This is a genomic window from Acidithiobacillus albertensis, from assembly GCF_001931655.1.
GTDB lineage: Bacteria > Pseudomonadota > Gammaproteobacteria > Acidithiobacillales > Acidithiobacillaceae > Acidithiobacillus > Acidithiobacillus thiooxidans.
Genome location: NZ_MOAD01000001.1, coordinates 171,864 through 192,375, shown reverse-complemented (window position 1 = coordinate 192,375; position 20,512 = coordinate 171,864). Strand labels below are relative to the sequence as shown.

General features: G+C 55.1%; 24 protein-coding genes. 3 read left to right on the top strand and 21 right to left on the bottom strand.

Annotated elements, in window-relative coordinates:
* Positions 1-2 precede the first annotated feature (2 nt).
* The 21 genes from BLW97_RS00945 to BLW97_RS00845 all read right to left on the bottom strand — a co-directional run bounded on the left by BLW97_RS00945 (position 3) and on the right by BLW97_RS00845 (position 15,953).
* On the bottom strand, positions 3-248 hold the full coding sequence (locus BLW97_RS00945) for a hypothetical protein (protein ID WP_075322052.1): 246 nt from the start codon (positions 246-248) through the stop codon (positions 3-5).
* Positions 249-730: 482 nt separating this feature from the next.
* Positions 731-1,003 (bottom strand): oxidative damage protection protein, encoded by a 273-nt coding sequence (locus tag BLW97_RS00940; protein ID WP_010640613.1) that lies wholly within the window; start codon positions 1,001-1,003, stop codon positions 731-733.
* Positions 1,004-1,079: 76 nt separating this feature from the next.
* Positions 1,080-2,192, bottom strand: a complete 1,113-nt coding sequence (gene mutY / locus BLW97_RS00935; protein ID WP_075322051.1) for an A/G-specific adenine glycosylase — start codon at positions 2,190-2,192, stop codon at positions 1,080-1,082.
* Positions 2,189-3,451 carry an AsmA family protein gene (locus BLW97_RS00930; RefSeq protein WP_143214826.1) on the bottom strand — a complete coding sequence of 421 codons (1,263 nt, stop codon included), beginning with the start codon at positions 3,449-3,451 and terminating at the stop codon, positions 2,189-2,191. Before BLW97_RS00930 ends, mutY begins: the two co-directional genes overlap by 4 nt.
* Positions 3,452-3,458: 7 nt before the next feature.
* Positions 3,459-5,171 carry a phosphoenolpyruvate--protein phosphotransferase gene (ptsP, locus tag BLW97_RS00925; protein WP_010640618.1) on the bottom strand — a complete coding sequence of 571 codons (1,713 nt, stop codon included), beginning with the start codon at positions 5,169-5,171 and terminating at the stop codon, positions 3,459-3,461.
* Complete coding sequence (locus BLW97_RS00920) at positions 5,168-5,440, bottom strand: HPr family phosphocarrier protein (RefSeq protein WP_075322050.1); 273 nt, start codon at positions 5,438-5,440, stop codon at positions 5,168-5,170. The genes ptsP and BLW97_RS00920 overlap by 4 nt, the downstream gene beginning before the upstream one ends.
* Before the next feature lie 130 nt (positions 5,441-5,570).
* Positions 5,571-5,978 (bottom strand): PTS sugar transporter subunit IIA, encoded by a 408-nt coding sequence (locus BLW97_RS00915; RefSeq protein ID WP_010640622.1) that lies wholly within the window; start codon positions 5,976-5,978, stop codon positions 5,571-5,573.
* Positions 5,975-6,874: an RNase adapter RapZ gene (gene rapZ, locus BLW97_RS00910; protein ID WP_010640623.1), complete on the bottom strand. Its 900-nt coding sequence runs from the start codon at positions 6,872-6,874 to the stop codon at positions 5,975-5,977. The genes BLW97_RS00915 and rapZ overlap by 4 nt, the downstream gene beginning before the upstream one ends.
* Positions 6,874-7,806, bottom strand: coding sequence for an HPr(Ser) kinase/phosphatase (gene hprK, locus BLW97_RS00905; RefSeq protein WP_075322049.1), 933 nt, complete (start codon positions 7,804-7,806; stop codon positions 6,874-6,876). The genes rapZ and hprK overlap by 1 nt, the downstream gene beginning before the upstream one ends.
* 20 nt (positions 7,807-7,826) lie before the next feature.
* Complete coding sequence (locus tag BLW97_RS00900) at positions 7,827-8,273, bottom strand: PTS sugar transporter subunit IIA (RefSeq protein WP_010640627.1); 447 nt, start codon at positions 8,271-8,273, stop codon at positions 7,827-7,829.
* A gap of 9 nt (positions 8,274-8,282) precedes the next feature.
* Positions 8,283-8,624, bottom strand: coding sequence for a ribosome hibernation-promoting factor, HPF/YfiA family (gene hpf / locus BLW97_RS00895; RefSeq protein ID WP_010640629.1), 342 nt, complete (start codon positions 8,622-8,624; stop codon positions 8,283-8,285).
* Positions 8,625-8,740: 116 nt separating this feature from the next.
* The gene (locus BLW97_RS00890; RefSeq protein ID WP_075322048.1) at positions 8,741-10,174 is read right to left on the bottom strand and encodes an RNA polymerase factor sigma-54; all 1,434 of its coding nucleotides are present in this window, start codon (positions 10,172-10,174) and stop codon (positions 8,741-8,743) included.
* 12 nt (positions 10,175-10,186) lie between these two features.
* Complete coding sequence (lptB, locus tag BLW97_RS00885) at positions 10,187-10,912, bottom strand: LPS export ABC transporter ATP-binding protein (protein ID WP_010640632.1); 726 nt, start codon at positions 10,910-10,912, stop codon at positions 10,187-10,189.
* Positions 10,909-11,439: a lipopolysaccharide transport periplasmic protein LptA gene (gene lptA, locus BLW97_RS00880; protein ID WP_242947632.1), complete on the bottom strand. Its 531-nt coding sequence runs from the start codon at positions 11,437-11,439 to the stop codon at positions 10,909-10,911. The genes lptB and lptA overlap by 4 nt, the downstream gene beginning before the upstream one ends.
* Positions 11,429-11,983 (bottom strand): LPS export ABC transporter periplasmic protein LptC, encoded by a 555-nt coding sequence (lptC, locus tag BLW97_RS00875; protein WP_024893436.1) that lies wholly within the window; start codon positions 11,981-11,983, stop codon positions 11,429-11,431. Before lptC ends, lptA begins: the two co-directional genes overlap by 11 nt.
* On the bottom strand, positions 11,983-12,534 hold the full coding sequence (locus tag BLW97_RS00870) for a KdsC family phosphatase (protein WP_010640638.1): 552 nt from the start codon (positions 12,532-12,534) through the stop codon (positions 11,983-11,985). The genes lptC and BLW97_RS00870 overlap by 1 nt, the downstream gene beginning before the upstream one ends.
* Complete coding sequence (locus BLW97_RS00865) at positions 12,531-13,502, bottom strand: KpsF/GutQ family sugar-phosphate isomerase (RefSeq protein WP_024893438.1); 972 nt, start codon at positions 13,500-13,502, stop codon at positions 12,531-12,533. The genes BLW97_RS00870 and BLW97_RS00865 overlap by 4 nt, the downstream gene beginning before the upstream one ends.
* Before the next feature lie 24 nt (positions 13,503-13,526).
* Entirely contained in the window at positions 13,527-13,805 is a 279-nt protein-coding gene (locus BLW97_RS00860; RefSeq protein WP_010640641.1) for a hypothetical protein, read from the bottom strand.
* 27 nt (positions 13,806-13,832) lie between these two features.
* On the bottom strand, positions 13,833-14,267 hold the full coding sequence (locus BLW97_RS00855; protein ID WP_075322046.1) for a hypothetical protein: 435 nt from the start codon (positions 14,265-14,267) through the stop codon (positions 13,833-13,835).
* Complete coding sequence (locus BLW97_RS00850) at positions 14,257-14,934, bottom strand: nucleotidyltransferase family protein (RefSeq protein WP_242947630.1); 678 nt, start codon at positions 14,932-14,934, stop codon at positions 14,257-14,259. Before BLW97_RS00850 ends, BLW97_RS00855 begins: the two co-directional genes overlap by 11 nt.
* Complete coding sequence (locus BLW97_RS00845) at positions 14,931-15,953, bottom strand: aminoglycoside phosphotransferase family protein (RefSeq protein ID WP_075322045.1); 1,023 nt, start codon at positions 15,951-15,953, stop codon at positions 14,931-14,933. The genes BLW97_RS00850 and BLW97_RS00845 overlap by 4 nt, the downstream gene beginning before the upstream one ends.
* Before the next feature lie 29 nt (positions 15,954-15,982).
* On the opposite strand from BLW97_RS00845, the gene BLW97_RS00840 reads away from it, so the two are divergent.
* From BLW97_RS00840 to BLW97_RS00830, 3 genes are read left to right on the top strand one after another with little or no spacing between them, the layout of a single operon-like run.
* Positions 15,983-18,178, top strand: a complete 2,196-nt coding sequence (locus BLW97_RS00840; RefSeq protein WP_075322044.1) for an LPS-assembly protein LptD — start codon at positions 15,983-15,985, stop codon at positions 18,176-18,178.
* Complete coding sequence (locus BLW97_RS00835) at positions 18,178-19,617, top strand: peptidylprolyl isomerase (protein WP_075322043.1); 1,440 nt, start codon at positions 18,178-18,180, stop codon at positions 19,615-19,617. The genes BLW97_RS00840 and BLW97_RS00835 overlap by 1 nt, the downstream gene beginning before the upstream one ends.
* A complete protein-coding gene (locus BLW97_RS00830; RefSeq protein WP_226860305.1) occupies positions 19,610-20,428 on the top strand; it encodes an ABC transporter permease in 819 nt (272 codons plus the stop codon). The genes BLW97_RS00835 and BLW97_RS00830 overlap by 8 nt, the downstream gene beginning before the upstream one ends.
* The last annotated feature ends 84 nt before the right edge of the window (positions 20,429-20,512 follow it).

Here is a 20,512-nt window from a genome sequence, read left to right as displayed (position 1 = left end):
ACTTATGCAGCTGGTTCAGCCTTCTTTTCTTCCATTTTCTTTGCCATTTTAGGCTTCTTCATTTCAGCCTTCTTCACCATTTTCTTGTGCTCAATTTTCTTGTGCTCGACTTTCTTTACCATTTTGTGCTCAGGCGCTTTGTGCTCAACCATCTTTTCAGGAGCCTTGGCAGGCACTTCGGTGGTCGCAAAAGCAGCAGTAGCAGTCAAGAAAGACAATGCAGCAGTCAGGGCAACAATTTTCTTCATAAATAAGCTCTCCTCAAAAGGTGGTTCCAGATTTCCGCTTGTAGCGGCGCTGTTTCAGCAGCTATAACCTCATAGCATAACGCGTGCCAACTTTTTAAGTTAATGATTATAATAATAAAATAAAATATAAAAACATTCATGGCGCTGAAACAGGCAGAATCAACCTTAACGTCCCATCTCCAGCCAATAAAAATCCGGGCACAAAAACTCCCAGTGCAAAATTATTTGCGCTTAACTATCAGTCAGATAAAAATAAGTCCCTGGTTTATCCCATAGCCTGGCAGCGATCGCCGCCACCCCGGAACGCATGGTAATACGTCACTTGTTAGCGACAGGTGGAAAGGATTTTGTAATAAATGGATGATCTGACGCCGCGCGCGCCTGTCGTCATTCAACGACGACGCTGGAGAAACAGCTTATGGAGAGGATGGGAAATATGGGAGGTTGCCGAAACGACTTCCTCCGGGTTCTTTTTGAACTGCTCAGGCAGAAGGCGGAACAAAGCCTTCAGGTTGCTGCGCGCCGTCACCAAAAAAGTAGGCTTCCATCTGTTTTTCCAGAAAAGTTCTGGACTTGGGATCTATCGGCGAAAGACGATATTCATTAATCAACATCGTCTGATGCTTCAGCCAACCCTGCCAGGCTTCCTTGGAAACTTCCTGATAAATACGCGCGCCCAGTGGGCCAGGATAAGGGGGACGATCCAGACCTTCAGCTTCGTGACCCAGTTTTACGCATTGCACCATTCGAGACATAAGAAACTTCCTCACTAGAACATCAGGATATTAAGGAGACGCCGCCCATCTTACCTGAACCTGTCTCTCGGGCAAGTTACGAAGTCTGACTGAGAATCTTGCGAACAGGGGTTGGCAATCCTTCTGCCAGGGCATTTTCCCGAGTAAACCAACGTCCTGTCAAAATCTGATCTGCGACACCCTGCGCAGTTTGAGCTTCTTGCACCGTCGCGAGAATGCAGCGGAAGTGTAATTGAAAATGGGTAAATACATGCTTCTGGACCATTGTCAGCGCCTTTACTTCTACGATAAGACCATGACGGAGGACACAGAACTGTCTTACCCGCTCGCGCAGCAAGATCCCATCGGCAAGGGCCTTTTGCTGATCATTGCAAAGGAAGGGGTTCGACGAACCTTCCGGGTTAAATTGAGGCAGACACCAGAGCCCACCCCATATGCCAGAATCCGGTCTTTTTTCAAGAAATATCCGTCCACTACGATCTTCTAACTGCAGAAAAAAAACGCAGCGATCGGGTTTTTCCGGCTTGCGGGTGGGCAGCGGCAGTTGTTCACTCAACCCACCCGCATAAGCCAGGCAATGCCGTTGTAAGGGGCATGCGTCGCAGTGAGGATGCCGTGGAACGCAAATCATTGCGCCGAAGTCCTGAATAGCCTGATTGTAGGTGTGGGCATCAGCGGGCGTCAGTGCCTCAGCCAGCTTCCACAAATGCTGCAGGGTCTTGCTGGCCTTGGGATCACTACGAATGGCCTGGGTCCGGATCAGGACACGGCGGGCATTGGCATCGAGAATAGGGCGTTGCTGGGCAAAAGCACTGGCCAGTACTGCAGCAGCCGTACTGCGCCCCACTCCCGGGAGACTTTCTGCACTTTCCGGCGTATCGGGAAATTCACCCGCAAAATCCGTCATGATTTTTTGCGCAGCACGTTGGGCGTTGCGGGCCCGGGCGTAATAGCCCAAACCGCTCCACAAGGCCAGCACCTGATCCTGGGGCGCAACAGCCAAAGCCTCCCAATTGGGCAGGGCGTCCAGAAACCGCTGGTAATAGGGCTTGACACTTTCCACCTGGGTTTGCTGCAACATGATTTCCGCAAGCCACAGGCGATAACTGTCCCGGGTCTGTCGCCAGGGCAGACCATGACGGCCATTTTCGCCGTACCAGTCCAGCAATATGTCGGCAATCTGCATCATGGTTTTCGACTACGGATAAGCACGTTCTCCGCCCGGATTTTTCCCCAGATCAGCTGCCCGATCTGCAGCGAGCCGGTGATCGGCCAGGTTGCGGGAAGCTTGGGTAGTACCGCTCCTGGACCCGCTTTGGGCGCGGGGAGATAGGCACCAAGGTTCAGGCGCTGGATCTGTAAAGCCAGATGAATTTTGAGGGGTTGCCAGGTTCCCGTAATGTTTCCAGACCAGGGACTGCTATCTAGCAGTCCCTGGCGGATGCTCCAGTCGAAGCGGGGATTTTTCCAGGCCAGCTTGCCGCTCATTTTGAAATATCGCGGGACCTTGGGGTTCGTCAATTTCGGCCAGAACAATCCCCATTTTTTTGCCAGCTCAGGCAGATGCTCTGCACTGAGGACATAGCCTGCCTGACCGGTCCATTGCGCCCAGGAAAACCGGGCATGATCAATCTGCATGTGAAAATCTGATCCGGCTTGCAGTGTCGCGCTGCGCAGCGCAATTTTCTGCAGCCCTGGCTGGGCCTGTAAATCCTGCAGGGAAAGCTCCATCCGCCGCTCATGATTATCTTGCCAACGGACCTGCAGCGCGGGAATCTGCAGAGTTTTATCCTGAATTTCCAGGCGCGGCATCTGGAGACTCAGGGCATCGGGAACCTGACGAGTGCCAATCAGCAATTGCAAATTGCGCAGAGAAAGTCCTCTGGTGGAGTGAATATCCATTTGCAAACGGCCTTGACCCGCATGTTGATTCCAGAACCAGCGTCCGGTAGCGGCCCCGGCACCAGAACGAGGGAAACTGGCCTGCACATCGGACAGCTGTAAGACATGTCCCGCCAGACCAGACCAGCGCAAACTGCCATCGCGGATCTGGATGTCTCCCGGCAGACTGACATTCATATTGGCGGAAGAAGCTGCCGAGCCCGGGCTGGCTGGCCAGGGACCATACACAGAAGGCTGATCCAGAAAAATCTGCTGGATTTTTACATGCCCGGTAAGCAGGGGTTGCCAAAGCAAGCTCAACATCAGTCGCCGTAACTGCAAGCGGGGCTGAGCTTGTGTTCCGATCCGCAAGCCTTGCAGGGTCACCTGCAATTGCTGCTTGCCCCAATAAAAGCGGGGATTGGCCTGCAGATGTACGGGGGCCTGCAGGCGGGTAGCGAGAACTTCTTCCAGAACAATACGGGGGCCACCGATGAACCAGAAAACAAACATTCCGATGAGCAGCAGCAACAGGAGCAGTATCAACCCGACCCCCATACGGTGCATGGGTGATCTAGCTATGGCCGGTCTCTAGGGCCACAGAAAATTCTCCCGCCAGAGCACCCATTGCCAACTGTTCGGCTTCGGCAATGGATGTCTGGCGAATAATTTCCTTCACCTCGGGAATTGCGCCCGGATACATACTGAATTCCCGCAAACCCAAGCCCAGCAGTAATGGTGTAAAGGCCGGATTGGCTGCCATTTCGCCACACATGGCTACTGGAATACCCTTGGCGCGCCCGGCAGCAATGGTGTGCTGAATCAAAGCCAGGACGCCGACGTGCAACGGATCAAAAAGATCATTGACATCATCATCGCCACGATCAACCGCCAGGGCATATTGAATAAGATCGTTGGTCCCGATGGAGAAAAAATCGGCACAACCGGCAAAATAGTGCGCGGCCATGGCCACGGCGGGCACTTCTACCATAATCCCGAGAGGCATATCCGGATCACAGGGCAGCCCCTCGCCACGCAATTCTGCCTGCAATTCACTTACCAGCGCCCGGCTTTGCAGCAATTGGCTCATACTGCTGAGCATCGGCAGCATCAAACGCACCGGCCCCAGGGCCGAAGCCCGCAATATGGCCCGCAAATGCGGGCGAAACCACTCGGGACGACGCAGACAAAGGCGTAGTCCACGCAAACCCAAAGCCGGATTCAGGGCATTATGTGTGGTCGTTTCGTCGTCACTTAACCCCTTATCGGCACCAATATCCAACGAGCGGATGGTCACGGGAGCCCCTGCCATTTCAGTCACCACCCGGGAAAAGGCCTGATACTGCTCTTCTTCATCAGGAATATCGGGACGATTCATAAACAGAAACTCACTGCGATACAGCCCCACACCATCGGCATTCATGCGCCGCACCAGACTGGAGTCGTCCGGTAATTCGATGTTGGCCCGCAAATGAATTTCTACACCATCTGCAGTAATGGCGGGCAGATCCCGTTGTTCTTCCAGAAGCCGGCGGCGGCGCTGTCGTTGTTCCTGTAAACCTTGATACTGTCGCAGTACCAGCGCGTCGGGTGCCACCAGAATAATGCCCTGATCACCATCGACAATGACCATGTCGCCGCTGCGTAGCAGACGACTGGCAGAATGGGCGCCAACGACCGCTGGCAGACCAAGACTCCGTGCGAGAATGGCGGCGTGCGAGTTTGCTGCGCCAAAGTCGGTCACCCAGGCCAGGACCTTGTCCTTTTTCATGAGCACGGTATCAGCAGGACTCAACTCTTCAGCAATGATGATTTGTCCTTCCGCACTCTGCAGCGTCGGCGGCTCCCAGCCAACGAGCTGCCGTAACACCCGATCGGTCACCTGAATAATGTCTTCACGCTTGGCACGCAGATAGGCATCTTCCATGCGGTCAAAAATTTCCAGCAGGCGTTCCCGTTCCAGCTGAATGGCCCAGGCCGCATTGCGGTGATCTTCGCGAATGGAACGTAACGGTCTTTCCCGCAAGGCGGGATCATCCAGCATCAGGAGATGCGCATCAATAAACAGGCGGGTATCCTGGGGTGCGTCGGCAGGAATCACGTCACGTACCGCAAAAAGTTCATCACGGGCAGTGCTGAGAGCTGCACGTAAGCGCAACACTTCTGCCTCCACGGCTTCTGGCGCCAGGAGATGTTCGGGAATATCCAGCGTCGTCGGCTCCAGCACCAGCGCTGTGCCAATCGCAATGCCACCAGAAGCCCCTATACCTGCCAGTTCAAAACTCATGCCTCTTCCCCGAATCGGTCCTTAGCCAGCGCCAGCAAGGCATCGGCACAGGCCTGCTCTCCCTCTCCTTCGGTTTCCAACGTCAGAATGGTTCCCTGGGCTGCGGCCAGGGTCATCAAGCCCATGATACTTTTACCATTGACCCGCTGAGCATCGCGCTCCAGCCAGACAGCACAGGGGTAACGTGCCGAAAGACTGACAAACTTCGCCGAAGGCCGGGCATGCAAGCCCAACGAATTAATAATAGGATAGTCAACACGGACCGTCACAACACATACTCCCCGACAACAAGGTCAGACTCAAATTGTATTCAGCATAACCTGACAGCGAATGTGCGACCATAGCGCCAGCAACACCGGACATTGTGGCGAATGACCGCCACCCGCTCCAGGCTTATGGTCAGGTACGTGGTACAGCACGCAGAGCAAGAATATCTACAACTCCCTGCACAGCCCCATCCAAGGCCCCCTGACGGGCTGCGGCCAAACCTTCTTCGCGCCGCGATAAGGCCCGCAGCAGCATCGCCAGATTCAAACCGCTAATGGCTGCTACGCGGTCTTCGGGAAGAATCGCCGGAATCAGGTTTGCCGGGGTTGCTCCGTAAAGATCATTGAGAATCAGCATGGCATCACCTTCCGGCAGTTTTTCAATGAATTCCCACAGGCGCTTGCGCCCGGTTTCGGGATTAGCGTCGGGCAGAATCTCCACAACTTCGACGGCTGCTGGCATGGTCCCGAAAATATGTTCCAGGGTATTGGCAAATGCCACGCCCATACCTGCATGGGTCAGCAGAACAAGGTGAATCATGTCAAAGTCTCGGTGACATTCAGTTCACGATGCTGAATCAGAATGCGTTGGCCTTTACCCAATAATTCGCGTGCCAGAACTTCCACCATGTACACACTGCGGTGCTGCCCCCCCGTACAACCCAGGGATACCGTCACATAATTACGATGTTCCCGGGCAAAGGGGGGTAACCACACCTGCAAAAAACTCCGCAAGGATCCCAGCGCTGTCTGTAGCTCTGGACGCCCTGCCAAAAAAGCCTGTACGGCAGCATCACGCCCCGTTAAAGCCCGCAACTCCAGATCATAGTGCGGATTGGGCAAGGCACGCAGATCAAACACAAAATCAGAATCCAGTGGCAGCCCCCGTTTGAAGGCAAAAGATTGCAGCAGCAATACCAAATTGCCATAGTGCTGCGACGCCAGACTCCAGGCCTGCACCCGCAGGCGCAACTGGTGGGTATTGATCCGTGAAGTATCCAGCCTTTTGTCTGCCATATCAGCGAGAGGTTGCACCATTTCCCGCTCTCTTTGCAGAGCTTTCAGCAGGGATTCACCGGGAGTAGCCGCACTGTCATCGGTCAGGGGATGGCGGCGGCGGGTTTCACTGTAGCGCTGCAACAGGGTGTCTTCGCCCGCTTCCAGAAACAAAATACGCGGATGCAGTCCATACGCATCCCGTAAATCTTTGAGGGCCTGCGGCAAGGCCGCAAAAAAATCGCGATTACGCACATCTATGCTGACGGCCGCCAATAATGACTGCCCCTCGCGATGCGCCAGCTGCGCGCCAAAGGCCACCAGCAGGGTAGCGGGCAAATTATCCGCACAATAATACCCCTGATCTTCGAGCGCCTGGAGCACCGTGGATTTTCCCGATCCTGACAGTCCGCTGACAATAATGAAGTCCCGCTCGGCCATCATTCCTCCCCGACACTCAGACGTACCTGTTCTTCAAAGTCAGCGAGCATGTCACCTCCGGACTCTTTCACATACTGGCTGCGGGCCGCGGCTTCCACCAGCACGGCAAGATTGCGCGCTGCCGAAACCGGAATGCGCAAGCGCGTCAGCGGAACCCCCAGAATATCCAGATTGTCGACCTTACCCTGCAGTCGGTCGATGTCGGCCAGCTCCATATCCTGCATATCCTGAATTTCGACCACCAGACGAATGCGTTTGGAACGAACGATAGCCGCCGCGCCAAAAAATTCCCGGATGTTGATAATACCCAAGCCACGCACTTCGAGAAAATTCCGCAAAGGAGCCGGACAATGGCCGGTGATCACCTGAGGCGCCTCACGCACACATAATACACTGTCATCGGCTACCAGACGGTGACCACGGCTAACCAGCTCCAGCGCCAGCTCGCTTTTGCCGATACCGGCCTCGCCCTGCAACAACAACCCAACGCCCAGCACATCCACCAACACTCCATGCACTTGCTGCCGGGGAGCCAGCTCGCGATGCAGGTAAAGTTGCAGACGGGCAAGCACCTTCGGGGCCTCCAACGCAGTCGTCATGACCGCCACTTGCCGGGACCGCAGTGCCTCCAGAAGCTCTGGACTCAGCGTTTCACTTTCGCACAGTACCAACAGGCTCAGCTTTCCCGTCAGAAATTGCTCAAAACTCAGGGGGTTATCCCGTAGAAACTGAAGTTCACAAGTTCCGGCTATTTGTACGACGTGGGGACGAATAAAATTCAGAAAACCGACCAGAGCCGCGCCACCGATATCGTCTTCCGCCCAGGGGTCGCCACACAGCTGGCAATCCTTATCCGGTCGATGCAGACAATCCCAGAACATCTCCTTGTGGAGATCTTCGCAAAGCCGACGCAGACTGATTTGTCTTTCCATGTCTGCGTCTTTCCTAAAAACTAATCAGAATGGGTCATTGCGGTAAAGAATCCTTCGGCATTGTGCACCTTGAGCAAGTCTGCACGCACTGCCTCAGAGGCCAAACGTACCGCCAGGGTCGAAAGAATTTCAAGGTGAGCCGTAGCCGCCGTTTTGGGTACGGCCACCGCAATAAATACCTGCACCTCCAGACCATCCGGTGCGGCAAAGGGGATTCCCTGAGCACTGCGCAGGGCCGCCACAGCCACTTCAGTTACGCCGTCAATGCGGGCATGGGGAAGCGCGACACCATGACCGATTCCAGTAGAACCCTGCTCTTCACGACTTTTCAGGGCCTCAGCAATGACGGAAGCTGTTTGTCCGGTCGACTCTGCGAGAAGCGCCGCCAAGGCGTCCAGCACGGCTCCGGCATCCGTAACCGGAGGATCAATCAGAACTTGTTGGGGAGTTAAGGGCAGAGTCGTCATGGTTGAGGGTCATTCCATCTCGGCAATGGCTGCCAGACCGGAGGGATTATCATTACGCCGGTCCTGGCGTTTTTCCTTGTAACTGTCAATCTGGCTTTCCAGTTTTTCGGTGACCAGATCCAGGGCGCGATACATGTCGGCATGCTGGGATACGGCGTGAAACACATGACCAGCCGCATACATAGTCACATCAGCGGTATTTTCGGGATTTTCATGGGGCGCATGTTTCAGAACAACCCGGGCATCAATCACCTGATCAAAATGTCGATCAAGCTTGCCGATTTTCTCTTCTGCATGGTTTTTCAGGGCTTCTGTCAGGTCCAGGTGCTGACCGGTAATGGTAATTTGCATGGCGCTCTCCTGTCCTCTTGCGAGGATTGTTTATGATAATCGCCCCTGATCGGGGTCCGGCTTCAGTGTAGCGCCAACCGCCGCCACAAAAAACCCTGTATTATGGACGTCGAAAACTAAAGCCGCCGACGCTGGCTTGCCGGCGGGATATTAGCCGCTTCCCGATATTTGGCTACCGTCCGGCGGGCAATCTGAATGCCCTGATCGGCGAGAACCTTGGCAATTTCTGCATCACTTAAAGGATGTTTGGGATTTTCCGCCTGGGTCAATTTGATGAGCAGGGCGCGAATGGCCGTCGCTGATGCCGAGCCGCCACTGTCTGTTCCCACATGACTGGAAAAAAAGTACTTGAACTCGAAAAGACCTCGGGGAGTAACCATGTATTTCTGGTTGGTCACCCGGGAAACCGTGGATTCATGCATTTCCACGGTTTCAGCGATATGGCGCAGCACCATGGGGCGCATGGATTCCGGACCGTTGCTAAAAAAATCCTTCTGCTTATCCACAATTGCCCGAGCCACTTTCAAAATGGTTTCCTGACGACTTTGCAGGCTTTTGATAAACCAGCGCGCCTCATTGAGCTGATCCTGAATATATTTATGAGCGGCATCTTTGCCCCCGGCCATGCCCGCATAGCGGCGGTTGATGCGCAGCTTGGGCATGGCCTCAGGGTTCAGGTCAACCCGCAGACGCTTTCCGGACCAGCGCACAATCACATCGGGAATGACATACTCGGTATTTTCGCTTCCGACTTCTTCACCCGGTTTAGGGTTAAGGGCGGAAATGAGCGCCATGGCTGCTCCCAGCATGCCCTCATCAACCCCCAGACTGGCGCACAGCCGTGGATAATCATGGCGACCCAGGGCTTGCAAATGGTCTTTGACAACATCCATCGCCAACTTTTGCACGCTGGCGTCTACATCCGTCAACTGCCTGAGCTGCAACAAAAGACACTCACTCAGATCACGCGCCGCCACACCGGGAGGGTCAAAGTCCTGAACGCGCAACAATACCGCCTGGAAAACGGCAGCATCAGCACCCATGGCAGCAGCCAGATCGTCTGTATTTTCAACCAGATAACCGCGATCATCAATAGCATCGATGATCATCTCCGCCATGTTGCGCTCATCAGGACTGAAGTGCGTCATATCCGCCTGCCAGCGCAGATAATCCTGAAGACTTTGACTGTGACTGTTCCGTGCTTCAAAGTCGGGAAGCTCATCATCAGAACCTCCACCTGATGCACTGGTGCCCAGATCAAACACGTCATCCCATTGGCTGTCGACCGGCAAATCATCAGGCAAAGTATCTTCCGCAGCCAGATCCAGCTGGCGATCTTCACCGGAGTTTTCACCGGGTTCTGGAGCGCTGCCGGGGACTCCGGTTTCTTCACCGGATACGTCCTCATCCAGAAGGGGATTGCTTTCCAGCATCCCCTGAACTTCCTGTTGCAGATCAACCGTCGATAACTGCAGCAGGCGGATGGCCTGCTGCAGCTGCGGGGTCATGGCCAAATGCTGACCGAGTTTGAGTTCTAAACCTTGTTTCATTGCCTTCCAGATTCAGATTCGAAACTGATCTCCCAGATATACCTGACGAACCATGGGATCATCCACGATTTCCTGTGGGCTCCCGGCCGTCAGCACCTTCCCATCATGCAGTATATAGGCGCGTTCGCAAATGCCTAATGTTTCGCGGACATTATGATCGGTAATCAGGATACCAATGCCGCGTTCCCGCAAGTCCTGAATAAGGCGTTGAATTTCCAAAACAGAAATCGGGTCGATCCCGGCAAAAGGTTCATCCAGCAAAATGAAGCGCGGACTCATGGCCAAGGCGCGCGCAATTTCCACCCGGCGCCTCTCGCCGCCGGAGAGACTGTGCCCCTTGGTGTCGCGCAGCAGGCCCAAATGCAATTCAGCCAGGAGCTGATCCAGGCGATCCTGGCGCTCGGCTTTACTGAGCGGCAGGGTCTCCAGAACCGCGAGAATATTATCTGCCGCGCTCATTTGCCGAAATACCGATGGTTCCTGAGGCAGGTAACCCAATCCCATGCGCGCCCGTTCATGCATGGGGAGTGCCGTGATATCCCGCTGCTGCAAAAAAATATGACCGCGATTCGGACGTACCAGTCCGACCATCATGTAAAAAGTGGTGGTTTTGCCAGCGCCATTGGGGCCGAGCAAGCCCACGACTTCCCCGGCGGCAACCTGAACAGAAACATCCCGGACAACCGTACGACGACGATAGGATTTGACCAGGGACTGGGCCTGGAGCAGATCGCTCATGGCCTCCCACCGCTGGCAGAGCGGTTTGCTGCTGCAGGATAAAACACGGAGTGGACGCGCTGTCCGGGGGCTGCCGTCACTGCCGTTTGCTGGTTATTCAAAAAGTAGGTTACCTGCTGGCCACTGATTTCATTTTTTTCCTGCCAGAGATGGGCGTTTCCCTGCAACACAATTTCCCCCGAACCCGGTTTATAAATCAGGGTATCTCCGTAGCCGTGGCGCTGCGCGCTGGACATGGTAAAGCTGACGGGACTACCAGTTGCCGTGGCCGTTTGTACTTTACCCTGCAGGGCAGCTATGACGAGTTTGTTGGCATGAATGACCACATCGCCCTGGGTCATAACGACATTGCCGAGATAAGTGGCCTGCTGGGAAGGCTTGTTTTCGGCATGCAGCGTATCTGCACTGATATGAATGGGTCCTTTGGCCAACGTCTGTTGGGCAGCAGGGGCCGCCAGGGCCGCCAGGGAAACCATCACCAGCCCGACCGGCCAGTAGCGCCCTACCGAGCCATGCTTAAGGCGCATAAACACCACGTACATTCCGCAAAATATTGACCTCCTCGGTTTTGACCGACGCCCAAAGCCCCATTCCGGTCATCCAGTCCTGACCATGTTCCAGACGAACCGGATCCTGGGTGCTAATAATGCCCGTTTGCGGGTTATAGTGCACCCTTTCGGTCAGAAAACGGGTATCTGGTTTCATTGTCCCGATGACATTCCCCCACAGGGTAATCAGGTGACTGGATCCATCGACCTTGCCCTGATTGGCGCTCAGATTCAGTTCCTGGCCGGGTCGAAAACGTTTGACTGCGACGTCTTTGAGTATGGTCTGATCGCGACGCGGTTCGTGATAGGCCGTGTGCGCCGTGGCCAGTAAGTCCAGCTTTCCGGCGGCATCATACTGGCGCATGACAACATCTTCAGCGGCCTGATCGCCCTTATGAATTTGACCGTGCCAGTCAATTTGCGGGAGCGACAGGGGGCGCTGCGGCCATGACCACCAGACCAGTCCGGCAAGACACATAAGCAGCACGGTAAAACCTAGGCTGGGAAGCCGCAAACGCAGCATCAACAATGCCCCTGTTGCCCAGCCTGGGTCAAAACGGCGGACCAGCAGCCCTTGGCCTGCAAAATCAGCTCACATAATTCCCGGACGGCCCCTCGGCCACCCTCATACTGGCTTTGCCAGTGAACCCGCTGGGCCAGTTCCGGATGGGCATCAGCTGGCGCAGTGGCCAGCCCGACGCGCTGTAAAATGGGCAAATCAATCAGATCGTCACCCATGTACGCGACCATGGCATCTTCGACATTCAGCTCCAGCTTCAGCTCACTGTAAGCCAGATGTTTGTCCTTGCAGCCCTGAAAAAGATGTTTGATACCCAGGTCCCGGGCACGATGCGCCACTGCTGGAGAGAATCGTGCGGTAATAATGGCCAATTCCACGGCATGCGCCTGCAGCAGCTTGATCCCGTAACCATCGCGCACGTGAAAGGCTTTGCTTTCGGTGCCGGCATCATCAAAATACAGCCGTCCGTCGGTCATCACTCCATCCACGTCCAGGATCAGCAGCCGGATTTGCGCAGCACTTTCCATCAGGGTTTCCGCTGCCAGACGCTTCATACAATTCCGGCCCGAAGTAAATCATGCATATTCAAGGCGCCGACCAAGCGCTGATTGTCGTCCACAACCAGCAGCGCCCCCACCCGTTTGGCCTCCATCAGGGCCAAAGCCTCGGCCGCCAGCGCCTCGGCGCGGATGCTGCAGGGTTGGGCATGAGCCAGGGCAGACATGGGTTGCTCCCAGAGATCCTGACGTTCGGCAAAAGCCCGCCGCAAATCGCCATCGGTGAAAATTCCCAACACCCGATCTTCGCCATCCACCACGGCGGTCATCCCCAAGCCTTTGCTGCTCATTTCCAGAACCGCATCACGCAGCATGGTCTCCAGGAATACCTTTGGCAAAGCCTGGCCTTGGTGCATCACATCCTGAACCCGGAGCAACAGTCGCTTGCCAAGGCTTCCACCGGGATGGGAAAGCGCGAAATCATCCGCCGAAAAACCGCGTGCCTGCAACAAGGCCATGGCCAGGGCATCGCCCATGGCCAGAGTTGCCGTGGTAGACGCCGTCGGCGCAAGATTCAGAGGACAGGCTTCGCGCAGCACACTGCAATTGAGATGCACAGCGGCACTGCGCGCCAGGGTCGATTGGGGATTGCCGGTCATGGCGATCAGTGGCACGGCCAGACGCTTGACCACCGGAAGAATGGCGAGCAATTCAGCCGTTTCACCCGAATTGGAGAGCGCCAGAAGACAATCAGAGCGGGTCAGCATGCCCAGATCGCCATGACTGCCCTCCGCAGGGTGCAGAAATAAAGCCGGACTGCCCGTACTGGCCAGGGTCGCGGCGATTTTTTTGCCGATGATGCCGGATTTGCCCATACCACTCACCACCACCCGGCCCGAACATTGGAGAAGTAACCCGCAAGCCTGGACAAAACTGTCGTCAAGACGTGCTTCCAATGCACTTACCGCTTCAGCCTCCAGACGCAAAACATCACGCCCGGTAGCCAACAAATTATCGACATCCATGCTTACTGCCATTCTGACAAACACTTAATCTGCACGATCACCGTCCTGTTCCTGAATGGCTTCATAGACTGCATGACAATGGGGATGAGCCGCCATGACCTTGTCAATATCCGCAAATGAAGTCTGGCGGAGCAAGGTCCAGCAACGCATATTTTCTGCGGCCAGACTTTCGGGATGCTGCGCATACCAGTTGCTGCTGTCCTTGGGCGTATTACCGACAAGCACCTGCCCCCGCGCCCACCACAATAGCAGGGCAAAAAGTGCTAGCGCACCAATAATGACCAACGTATATACAATTTTCATAAATTCTGCTGGAAGACCTGGGTCAAGTTAAACTTCTTCGTGATATTGCTGGTTCAACAATTGTACCAGTTTCCCTTCGCGCTCAGTAATATCCGCCATCAGGCGGTCGCTGAAATCCTGCCAGAATGATTGCAAACGGGCGAGATCTTCTCCTTCTGCAAACTGGCCCATCAATTCGCCCACCTTTCCAATGACTTCACGAAGTTGCAAACTGGTACTCAAGGCATTTTTAATTTGTTCGCGAGGATGGGGTATCCAGCTCCGGTCACTGACGTAAGAGCGCAAACGCTCACCATACTCCAGAACCCGTTTGCGCAACTTGCCGCCAAGCCCAATTTGCTGACTGCGCAAATCCCCCCAGACAGCGAGTTCCATCAAATCAACCCAGTCTTTCCGCCAGCGTTTTCGGAGTTCGGCGGACACAGATATCGCGTCCTGGACGGCTACCAGGTCAAATTCCATCTTGCCGTACCCTGCATATTTTCTGCGCCACTTGCCATCGCTCCGGCGTACCTACATCTGTCCACATTCCCTGATACAGGGTCCCCTCCACCACACCCGCTGCAATCCACTGTCGCAACCAGGGCGCCAAGGGTGCCGACTGTTCCGGATAGCCCCGCAACAGCGCCGGATCTATGCGGGCAATTCCTGCATAAGTATGACGTTCTTCGCCCTGCAACGCCACCATCCCCGCATTCAGGGCAAAGTCTCCTGCAAGATGATGGAGTGGATTAGGAACCAGGACCAAATATACAGAAGCCAAAGACGCCTGCAGCAGAGAATCCCAGGGGAAATCCGTACAAATATCGCCGTTGACCAGCAAAAATGGAGCATCTCCTAGTTGTGGCAAAGCCCGGATCAAAGCGCCACCGGTCTCCAGGCAACCCGACCTTTCGTCACTATAGACAATGCGCAGCCCTTGCCATTGATGACCCAATCTTTCCACAATCAGGTCGCCCAGATGACCGATATTGATGATGACCTCGCAGACTCCCGCAGCGGCCAGGGATTCCAGATGCCGCACGATGAGCGGTTTTCCCCCGACTTCCAGCAAGGGCTTGGGAAGATGGTCCGTGTAGGGACGTAAGCGTTCACCCCGCCCGGCTGCGAGGATCATCGCCCGGGTCATAGCGCCAGCCAGACCGAGAACTGCGGGAAAAATATTTGCAGCTGCGCATCACTGGCCAAGGCATCCAGTACATATTTGCGAAATTGCGGTAGTAAATCCAGATAACCCGACTTGCCATCGCGATGGGCCAAGCGGCAAAAAATTCCCAAAATCTTGATGTTGCGTTGCAATGCCATCCATTCGACACTGCGTACAAAGGACGCCTGCGGCAATACCGCCCTGCCAGTTTTGCTGAGTCGGCCCTGAAAATCCAGAATCCATTGGTGCCGGCGGGCAGAGCCCCAATCCCAGTAACGATCCCAAAGCAAGGAGGCCAGATCATAGGTCCAGGGGCCGGTCACAGCGTCCTGAAAATCAATCATCACCAGCCGCCGGGGATCAGTCTGCAGCATGAGATTGCGGGCGTGGAAATCCCGATGGACCCAGACCTGAGGCTGATTGAGGGCATTGTCCTGCAACAGTGCAAACAGCTTTTGCAAGTTCTGCTGCGCTTCTTCATCCGGCGTCACCCCCAGATGCCTGAGCAAATACCAGTCATAAAACAAAGTCAGCTCTTCGCCCAGACGTTGCCTTGAAAAAAACGGTAGACGAGGTCGCGCATCATCCTTTCTGCCCGCGCTTTGCAGGGCAACAATGAGGTCCAGCGCCTGCTGCATCCAGAACTCCGTTTCCGTGCCTGTATCCAGAATGGCCTTGAGATCCGTAGTTCCCAGATCTTCAATGAGCACAAATCCCGGCTGCAACTGCGCTGCCAGAATTTTTGGCACGGGCAGTCCAGCACTTTGCCAGCGCTGCTGAACCCGTAGAAAGGGCAAAATATCCTCAGGTGGTGGCGCATCCATAAACAGCCGCTGGTCCGGCAAACGCCAGTAATGCCGGCCACTGGCATCACCGGGAATGGCCTGAGACTGTCCAGCATCCACGCCCCTGGCCTGCAGCCAGGCTGCTGCATCTGGCGATATTTGTCCGGCCGAAACAGCGGGCGTCAAAATTTTTCTGGTGCTTAGAGATTGCGACATAAAAGCATTTTGTGCGATTTTAGGCGCCTATGAAAAGCCCTCTTCAGCAGGTTCGCAAATTTCGACACGGAAAATCTCTTCCGTCCGGGCACGTTGCTTCTCCGCGTCGCCGCATTTGCCTGGCCCTGCTGGCAGCATTGTTAAGCCCCGGCCTCGCCTGGGCTACGACCGTGGAAAAGCCGGTGACCCTGTATGCCGATCAAGTCAACGGAATGGGCAGTGGGCACTGGACGGCCAAGGGTAATGTCGAAGTACTTTATGGAGATCGGCGGGTTTACGCCGATACGGTGCATTACGACCAGGCCAAAGATGAAATTCTGGCTGATGGCCACGTGCGGATGGTGAGCCCCGGCATGGTCACAGCAGCCCCCCAGGCAACCATTCATCTCAAGGCCAACGAGGGGATAGTCGTACACCCCCGTTATCTGCTCGAAGCCGAGCAGGGACATGGTCATGCAGAAAGTGGTCGCGAGTTGAGCAAGGGTCACTATCAGCTGAATGAGGCTTGCTACACAACCTGCCACGGCAAGGTACCCGCCTGGCAACTGTGGAGCAGTCAGATCGACCTCAACCAGAACGACAACTATGTGACGACCAAAAATACTACGCTGAATGTATCCGGTCTTCCGGTATTCTGGATGCCCTATTTCAGCTTTCCGCTCAAGCGCCATTCCGGTTTTCTGGCCCCCGGCCTGGGCAGCTCCACCGTCAACGGCTTTTATCTGGGCATACCCTACTATTTCGACATTTCCCGCAACCTGGACGACACCTTTACCCTGAATTACTTCACCCGGCGTGGTGTCATGCTGCAAAACGAATTTCGTTATCTCGAACCGAACTACAGCGGCAAGCTTTTTCTGGATTTGTTGCCTTCGGACCAACTGACCCATAAAAATGTCTGGGCATTGTCCTGGCAGCACATCCAGAATCTCGGCGACGGCTTCAGTTTCAACGTCAATTACAATCGGGTCAGTTACAAAAACTTTCTTTCCGATTTCGGCAGCACCGCAGGTTTCGGCAGCAGTTTTATTGGCGGTATTGGTAACGCCCCTTACATTACTTCCACCGGCGGAATTTACTACAACAATGCCCACATCAGTGCCGGTGCCGAATTACAGGGTTACCAGGAACTCGCGCCAGACAGCAACGCACCTTATGCCCAGTTGCCGCGCATTTATGCAGATGGCTACTGGCGGGTGGGACGCAGCGGCTACTTCAATTGGCATAGCAGCTTCAATTATTTTTCTGCTTCCACCGGACCCATTGGTCAGCGCCTGGATCTGACCCCCACTCTGGGATGGCGCTTCAGCCGGGGTTGGGGCTTCCTCGAACCCCAGGCCCGCCTCTACTACAGCCATTATCAAATTCAACGCAATGCCCCTTATGCGCGCGCCATAAACCGCACCCTCCCCGCCCTGAGCCTGAAGGGTGGACTGAATTTTGTCCGCTATGGCAGCAATGGCAGCACGGCGCTCCTGCAACCGATTTTCAAATATACCTACATTCCCTTGCAGGCCCAGAATGACATTCCCAATTTTGACGCCAGCACGCCTTACCTGGATTTTCCCGGCATTTTTAGCGACAACGTACTGTATACCGGCAGTGACCGGATAAATGCTGCCAATCAAATTGCCTATGGGCTACGTGGTACCTGGCTGACCCCCACGGGCCGTCAGCTCTGGGAAGCAGCCGTCGGGCAAATTCGCTATTTCAATCACGAACAGATCAATCTGGCTGGTGATATTGTTCCGCAGGCCACACAGTCCAATTATTTTTTCGAGGGACAATACGCTCCCGTTGCCGACATGAACCTGCTCGCCAGCACCCAGATCAACCCGCAACATAGCCAGCTCGACCGCCTCAATCTGCGCGCCCAATGGTTGCCGGGACCGCAGCGGGTGATCAACCTCGATTACCGCTTTACCCGGGATTTCGTCGACCAAACCGGTGTTTCCGGCGCCTGGCCGGTATTCCGGAACTGGCAGTTACTGGGGAGCTATCAGTATGATGTTACCGACAGCAAGCCTCTGGAGGAGCTGGTGGGGATCGGCTATGATGGCGGCTGCTGGGCAGCGCACATGATGGTATATCATCAGATCCTGCTTGGCGGGCAGTCCAATAATGCTGTTTATTTCGAGATCGTGTTGCGCGGCCTAACCAGCCTGGGCAATGCCTCAACCGGTTTGCTCAGCCAGTATGTGCCGGGCGCCAGTATGGAGTTTTGATGTCCTGCAAACGTCGTCCACTTGTTATTGCCCTGAGCCTGCTGCTTGGAACCCTGCCCGTTGCGGGCTGGGCCAGCACGCCTTTCCTGAACCGGGATACCCTCCTGGCCCAGGCACCAGCGCCTGCTGTTGATTCTGCACCGGCAACGCATACTTATTCGGAAGACTCTGCACTGGCACCCATGAATGCGCCAATGCCCAGCAACGCGGTGAATCTGGATAAAATCGTAGCCATCGTCAACGACAATATCATCACCTCCATGCAACTGGAGCAACGCGTCAGCGCGGTGCGCGCCCATCTCCAGCAGAGCGATCCCAATGCCATGCCTGCGGATGACATTTTGCGCCGTCAGGTGCTGCAACAGATGATTTTGCAGGATATCGAATTACAAATGGCGCAACGCGCCAACATAAAAGTGGACAAAGGCATGCTGGATCAGGCCGTCAACAACCTGGCCCAGGCCAACCACATGACCGCTGACCAGTTACGTCAAGCATTGAGTAGTCAGGGACAATCCTGGGAAACCTTCACCAACGATCTCAAGGATCGCATTATTGTTGACCGACTCATGCAGCAGGAAGTGGAAAGCCGCGTCCATGTGGGGCCTGACGAAGTCAAAACCTTCGCTCATCAACTCAAGGACATGGGCGGAGTCAGCTTCAACCTGCAGCAGATATTCATCCCCATGCCCAACAACCCGACCCCCAACGCCATCAGCGCAGCCCGCCAACAGGCCACCGAGGTCCGGAATCACCTGATTGCCGGGGAAGACTTTTCACGCCTCGCGGCGCAGGTCAGCAGTGGCCGCGATGCCCTGCAGGGCGGTCGGATAGGCTGGGTGAAAGCCGGAGAGCTCCCCCCCTCGGTGTCTCAGGCCCTCATGTCCCTGAAAACCGGGGATATCAGCCAGGTCATCGCCGGACCCACCGGTTTCCACATTTTCAAGATCCTCGACAAAAAAGACGAACAACCAACCATCACTGAGGTCAAAGCAGCAGCCATCGTGCTCCGCGCTGGCAGTAGCCTGCAACTTCAGGAAGCAGAAGATCGCGCCCAGGATATTCAGACTGCCCTTCAGAATGGCAGCCGTTTCTCGGAACTGGCGCGGAACTACAGTCAGGATCCCAACACCGCTGCAAAAGGCGGAGAAATGGGCTGGATTACCCCGGGACAGCTGCCAGACACCCTTGAACGGACTTTGCTCACCTTGCAGCCCGGAGCCGTCAGCAGTCCCATTCGTGAAGGCGATGCGATTTACATCCTGCAGTCCCAGGGCCGGCGTCAGCAGCCCGTGGAAGAAAAACAGATCATGGCAGCAGCACGCATGCAGCTCTTTAACCGGATTGTCCGTGAACGCATGGACGAATGGCAACATCGGATTCGCGACAGTGCCTATGTAGAAATTCTGGAACCCAATCTACGCGGCAGCGATGCCTGAAATTCTGCATAGTACCCCGGCAACTGTCGCAAGCGGCAACCGCATTCAGGGCAGTCTGACCCCGACTTGGACCCTGTTTTACAAGGAAACCCTGCGTTTCGGTAAAGTCTGGTTGCAAACCATTGCCGCCCCGCTGATTACCACCATTCTCTATCTGGTGGTTTTCGGGCATGCTCTGGGCAGTCATATCACCGTGTATCCAGGTGTCAGTTATACGGCTTTCATTGTGCCCGGCTTGATGATGATGTCTGTGCTCCAAAATGCCTTCGCGAACAGCTCTTCCAGCCTGATTCAATCCAAGGTGACCGGAAATATTGTGTTTGTGCTGCTCAGCCCGCTCACGCCCACGGAAATTTTTACGGCCATGGTCGCCGCTTCGGTGTTCCGGGGTATTTTAGTGGGGCTGGCCATTTTTGCCCTGGCCTTGCTCTACCTGCAAATTCCCGTGTTGCATCCCTTCTGGATTCTGATTTTCGCCATCCTTGGTGCCAGCGGCATGGGTAGTCTGGGTTTGATAGCGGGCCTCTGGGCCGAAAAATTCGATCAGATCGCCGGTTTTCAGAATTTTGTCATTATGCCCCTGACCTTTCTGGCCGGAGTATTTTACTCGGTGCAATCCCTGCCGGGGATCTGGCGGCAGATTTCCCTGATTAACCCTTTTTTCTACATCATTGATGGCTTTCGTTACGGTTTTTTTGCCGATTCGGATGTCAGTGTCTGGGCCAGCCTGGGGGTCAGCCTGGCTTTTGCACTCATCACCGGCTTTTTTGCCTGGCGCCTGCTTGATCGGGGTTACAAGCTGCGCCAGTAATACAGCACGCCATGCGAAAATAGCCGCTTTGAAAAGGGGATCACAAATCTCCTGTTATGGGATACAATGGCCCGCATGAACGCC

Coding starts and splice junctions, on each gene's coding strand:
- BLW97_RS00945 (WP_075322052.1), bottom strand. CDS start 248: ATGAAGAAAATTGTTGCCCTGACTGCTGCATTGTCTTTCTTGACTGCT.
- BLW97_RS00940 (WP_010640613.1), bottom strand. CDS start 1,003: ATGTCTCGAATGGTGCAATGCGTAAAACTGGGTCACGAAGCTGAAGGT.
- mutY (WP_075322051.1), bottom strand. CDS start 2,192: ATGATGCAGATTGCCGACATATTGCTGGACTGGTACGGCGAAAATGGC.
- BLW97_RS00930 (WP_143214826.1), bottom strand. CDS start 3,451: ATGCACCGTATGGGGGTCGGGTTGATACTGCTCCTGTTGCTGCTGCTC.
- ptsP (WP_010640618.1), bottom strand. CDS start 5,171: ATGAGTTTTGAACTGGCAGGTATAGGGGCTTCTGGTGGCATTGCGATT.
- BLW97_RS00915 (WP_010640622.1), bottom strand. CDS start 5,978: ATGATTCACCTTGTTCTGCTGACCCATGCAGGTATGGGCGTGGCATTT.
- rapZ (WP_010640623.1), bottom strand. CDS start 6,874: ATGGCCGAGCGGGACTTCATTATTGTCAGCGGACTGTCAGGATCGGGA.
- hprK (WP_075322049.1), bottom strand. CDS start 7,806: ATGGAAAGACAAATCAGTCTGCGTCGGCTTTGCGAAGATCTCCACAAG.
- BLW97_RS00900 (WP_010640627.1), bottom strand. CDS start 8,273: ATGACGACTCTGCCCTTAACTCCCCAACAAGTTCTGATTGATCCTCCG.
- hpf (WP_010640629.1), bottom strand. CDS start 8,624: ATGCAAATTACCATTACCGGTCAGCACCTGGACCTGACAGAAGCCCTG.
- BLW97_RS00890 (WP_075322048.1), bottom strand. CDS start 10,174: ATGAAACAAGGTTTAGAACTCAAACTCGGTCAGCATTTGGCCATGACC.
- lptB (WP_010640632.1), bottom strand. CDS start 10,912: ATGAGCGATCTGCTCCAGGCCCAGTCCCTGGTCAAATCCTATCGTCGT.
- lptA (WP_242947632.1), bottom strand. CDS start 11,439: ATGCGCCTTAAGCATGGCTCGGTAGGGCGCTACTGGCCGGTCGGGCTG.
- lptC (WP_024893436.1), bottom strand. CDS start 11,983: ATGCTGCGTTTGCGGCTTCCCAGCCTAGGTTTTACCGTGCTGCTTATG.
- BLW97_RS00870 (WP_010640638.1), bottom strand. CDS start 12,534: ATGAAGCGTCTGGCAGCGGAAACCCTGATGGAAAGTGCTGCGCAAATC.
- BLW97_RS00865 (WP_024893438.1), bottom strand. CDS start 13,502: ATGGATGTCGATAATTTGTTGGCTACCGGGCGTGATGTTTTGCGTCTG.
- BLW97_RS00860 (WP_010640641.1), bottom strand. CDS start 13,805: ATGAAAATTGTATATACGTTGGTCATTATTGGTGCGCTAGCACTTTTT.
- BLW97_RS00855 (WP_075322046.1), bottom strand. CDS start 14,267: ATGGAATTTGACCTGGTAGCCGTCCAGGACGCGATATCTGTGTCCGCC.
- BLW97_RS00850 (WP_242947630.1), bottom strand. CDS start 14,934: ATGACCCGGGCGATGATCCTCGCAGCCGGGCGGGGTGAACGCTTACGT.
- BLW97_RS00845 (WP_075322045.1), bottom strand. CDS start 15,953: ATGTCGCAATCTCTAAGCACCAGAAAAATTTTGACGCCCGCTGTTTCG.
- BLW97_RS00840 (WP_075322044.1), top strand. CDS start 15,983: ATGAAAAGCCCTCTTCAGCAGGTTCGCAAATTTCGACACGGAAAATCT.
- BLW97_RS00835 (WP_075322043.1), top strand. CDS start 18,178: ATGTCCTGCAAACGTCGTCCACTTGTTATTGCCCTGAGCCTGCTGCTT.
- BLW97_RS00830 (WP_226860305.1), top strand. CDS start 19,610: ATGCCTGAAATTCTGCATAGTACCCCGGCAACTGTCGCAAGCGGCAAC.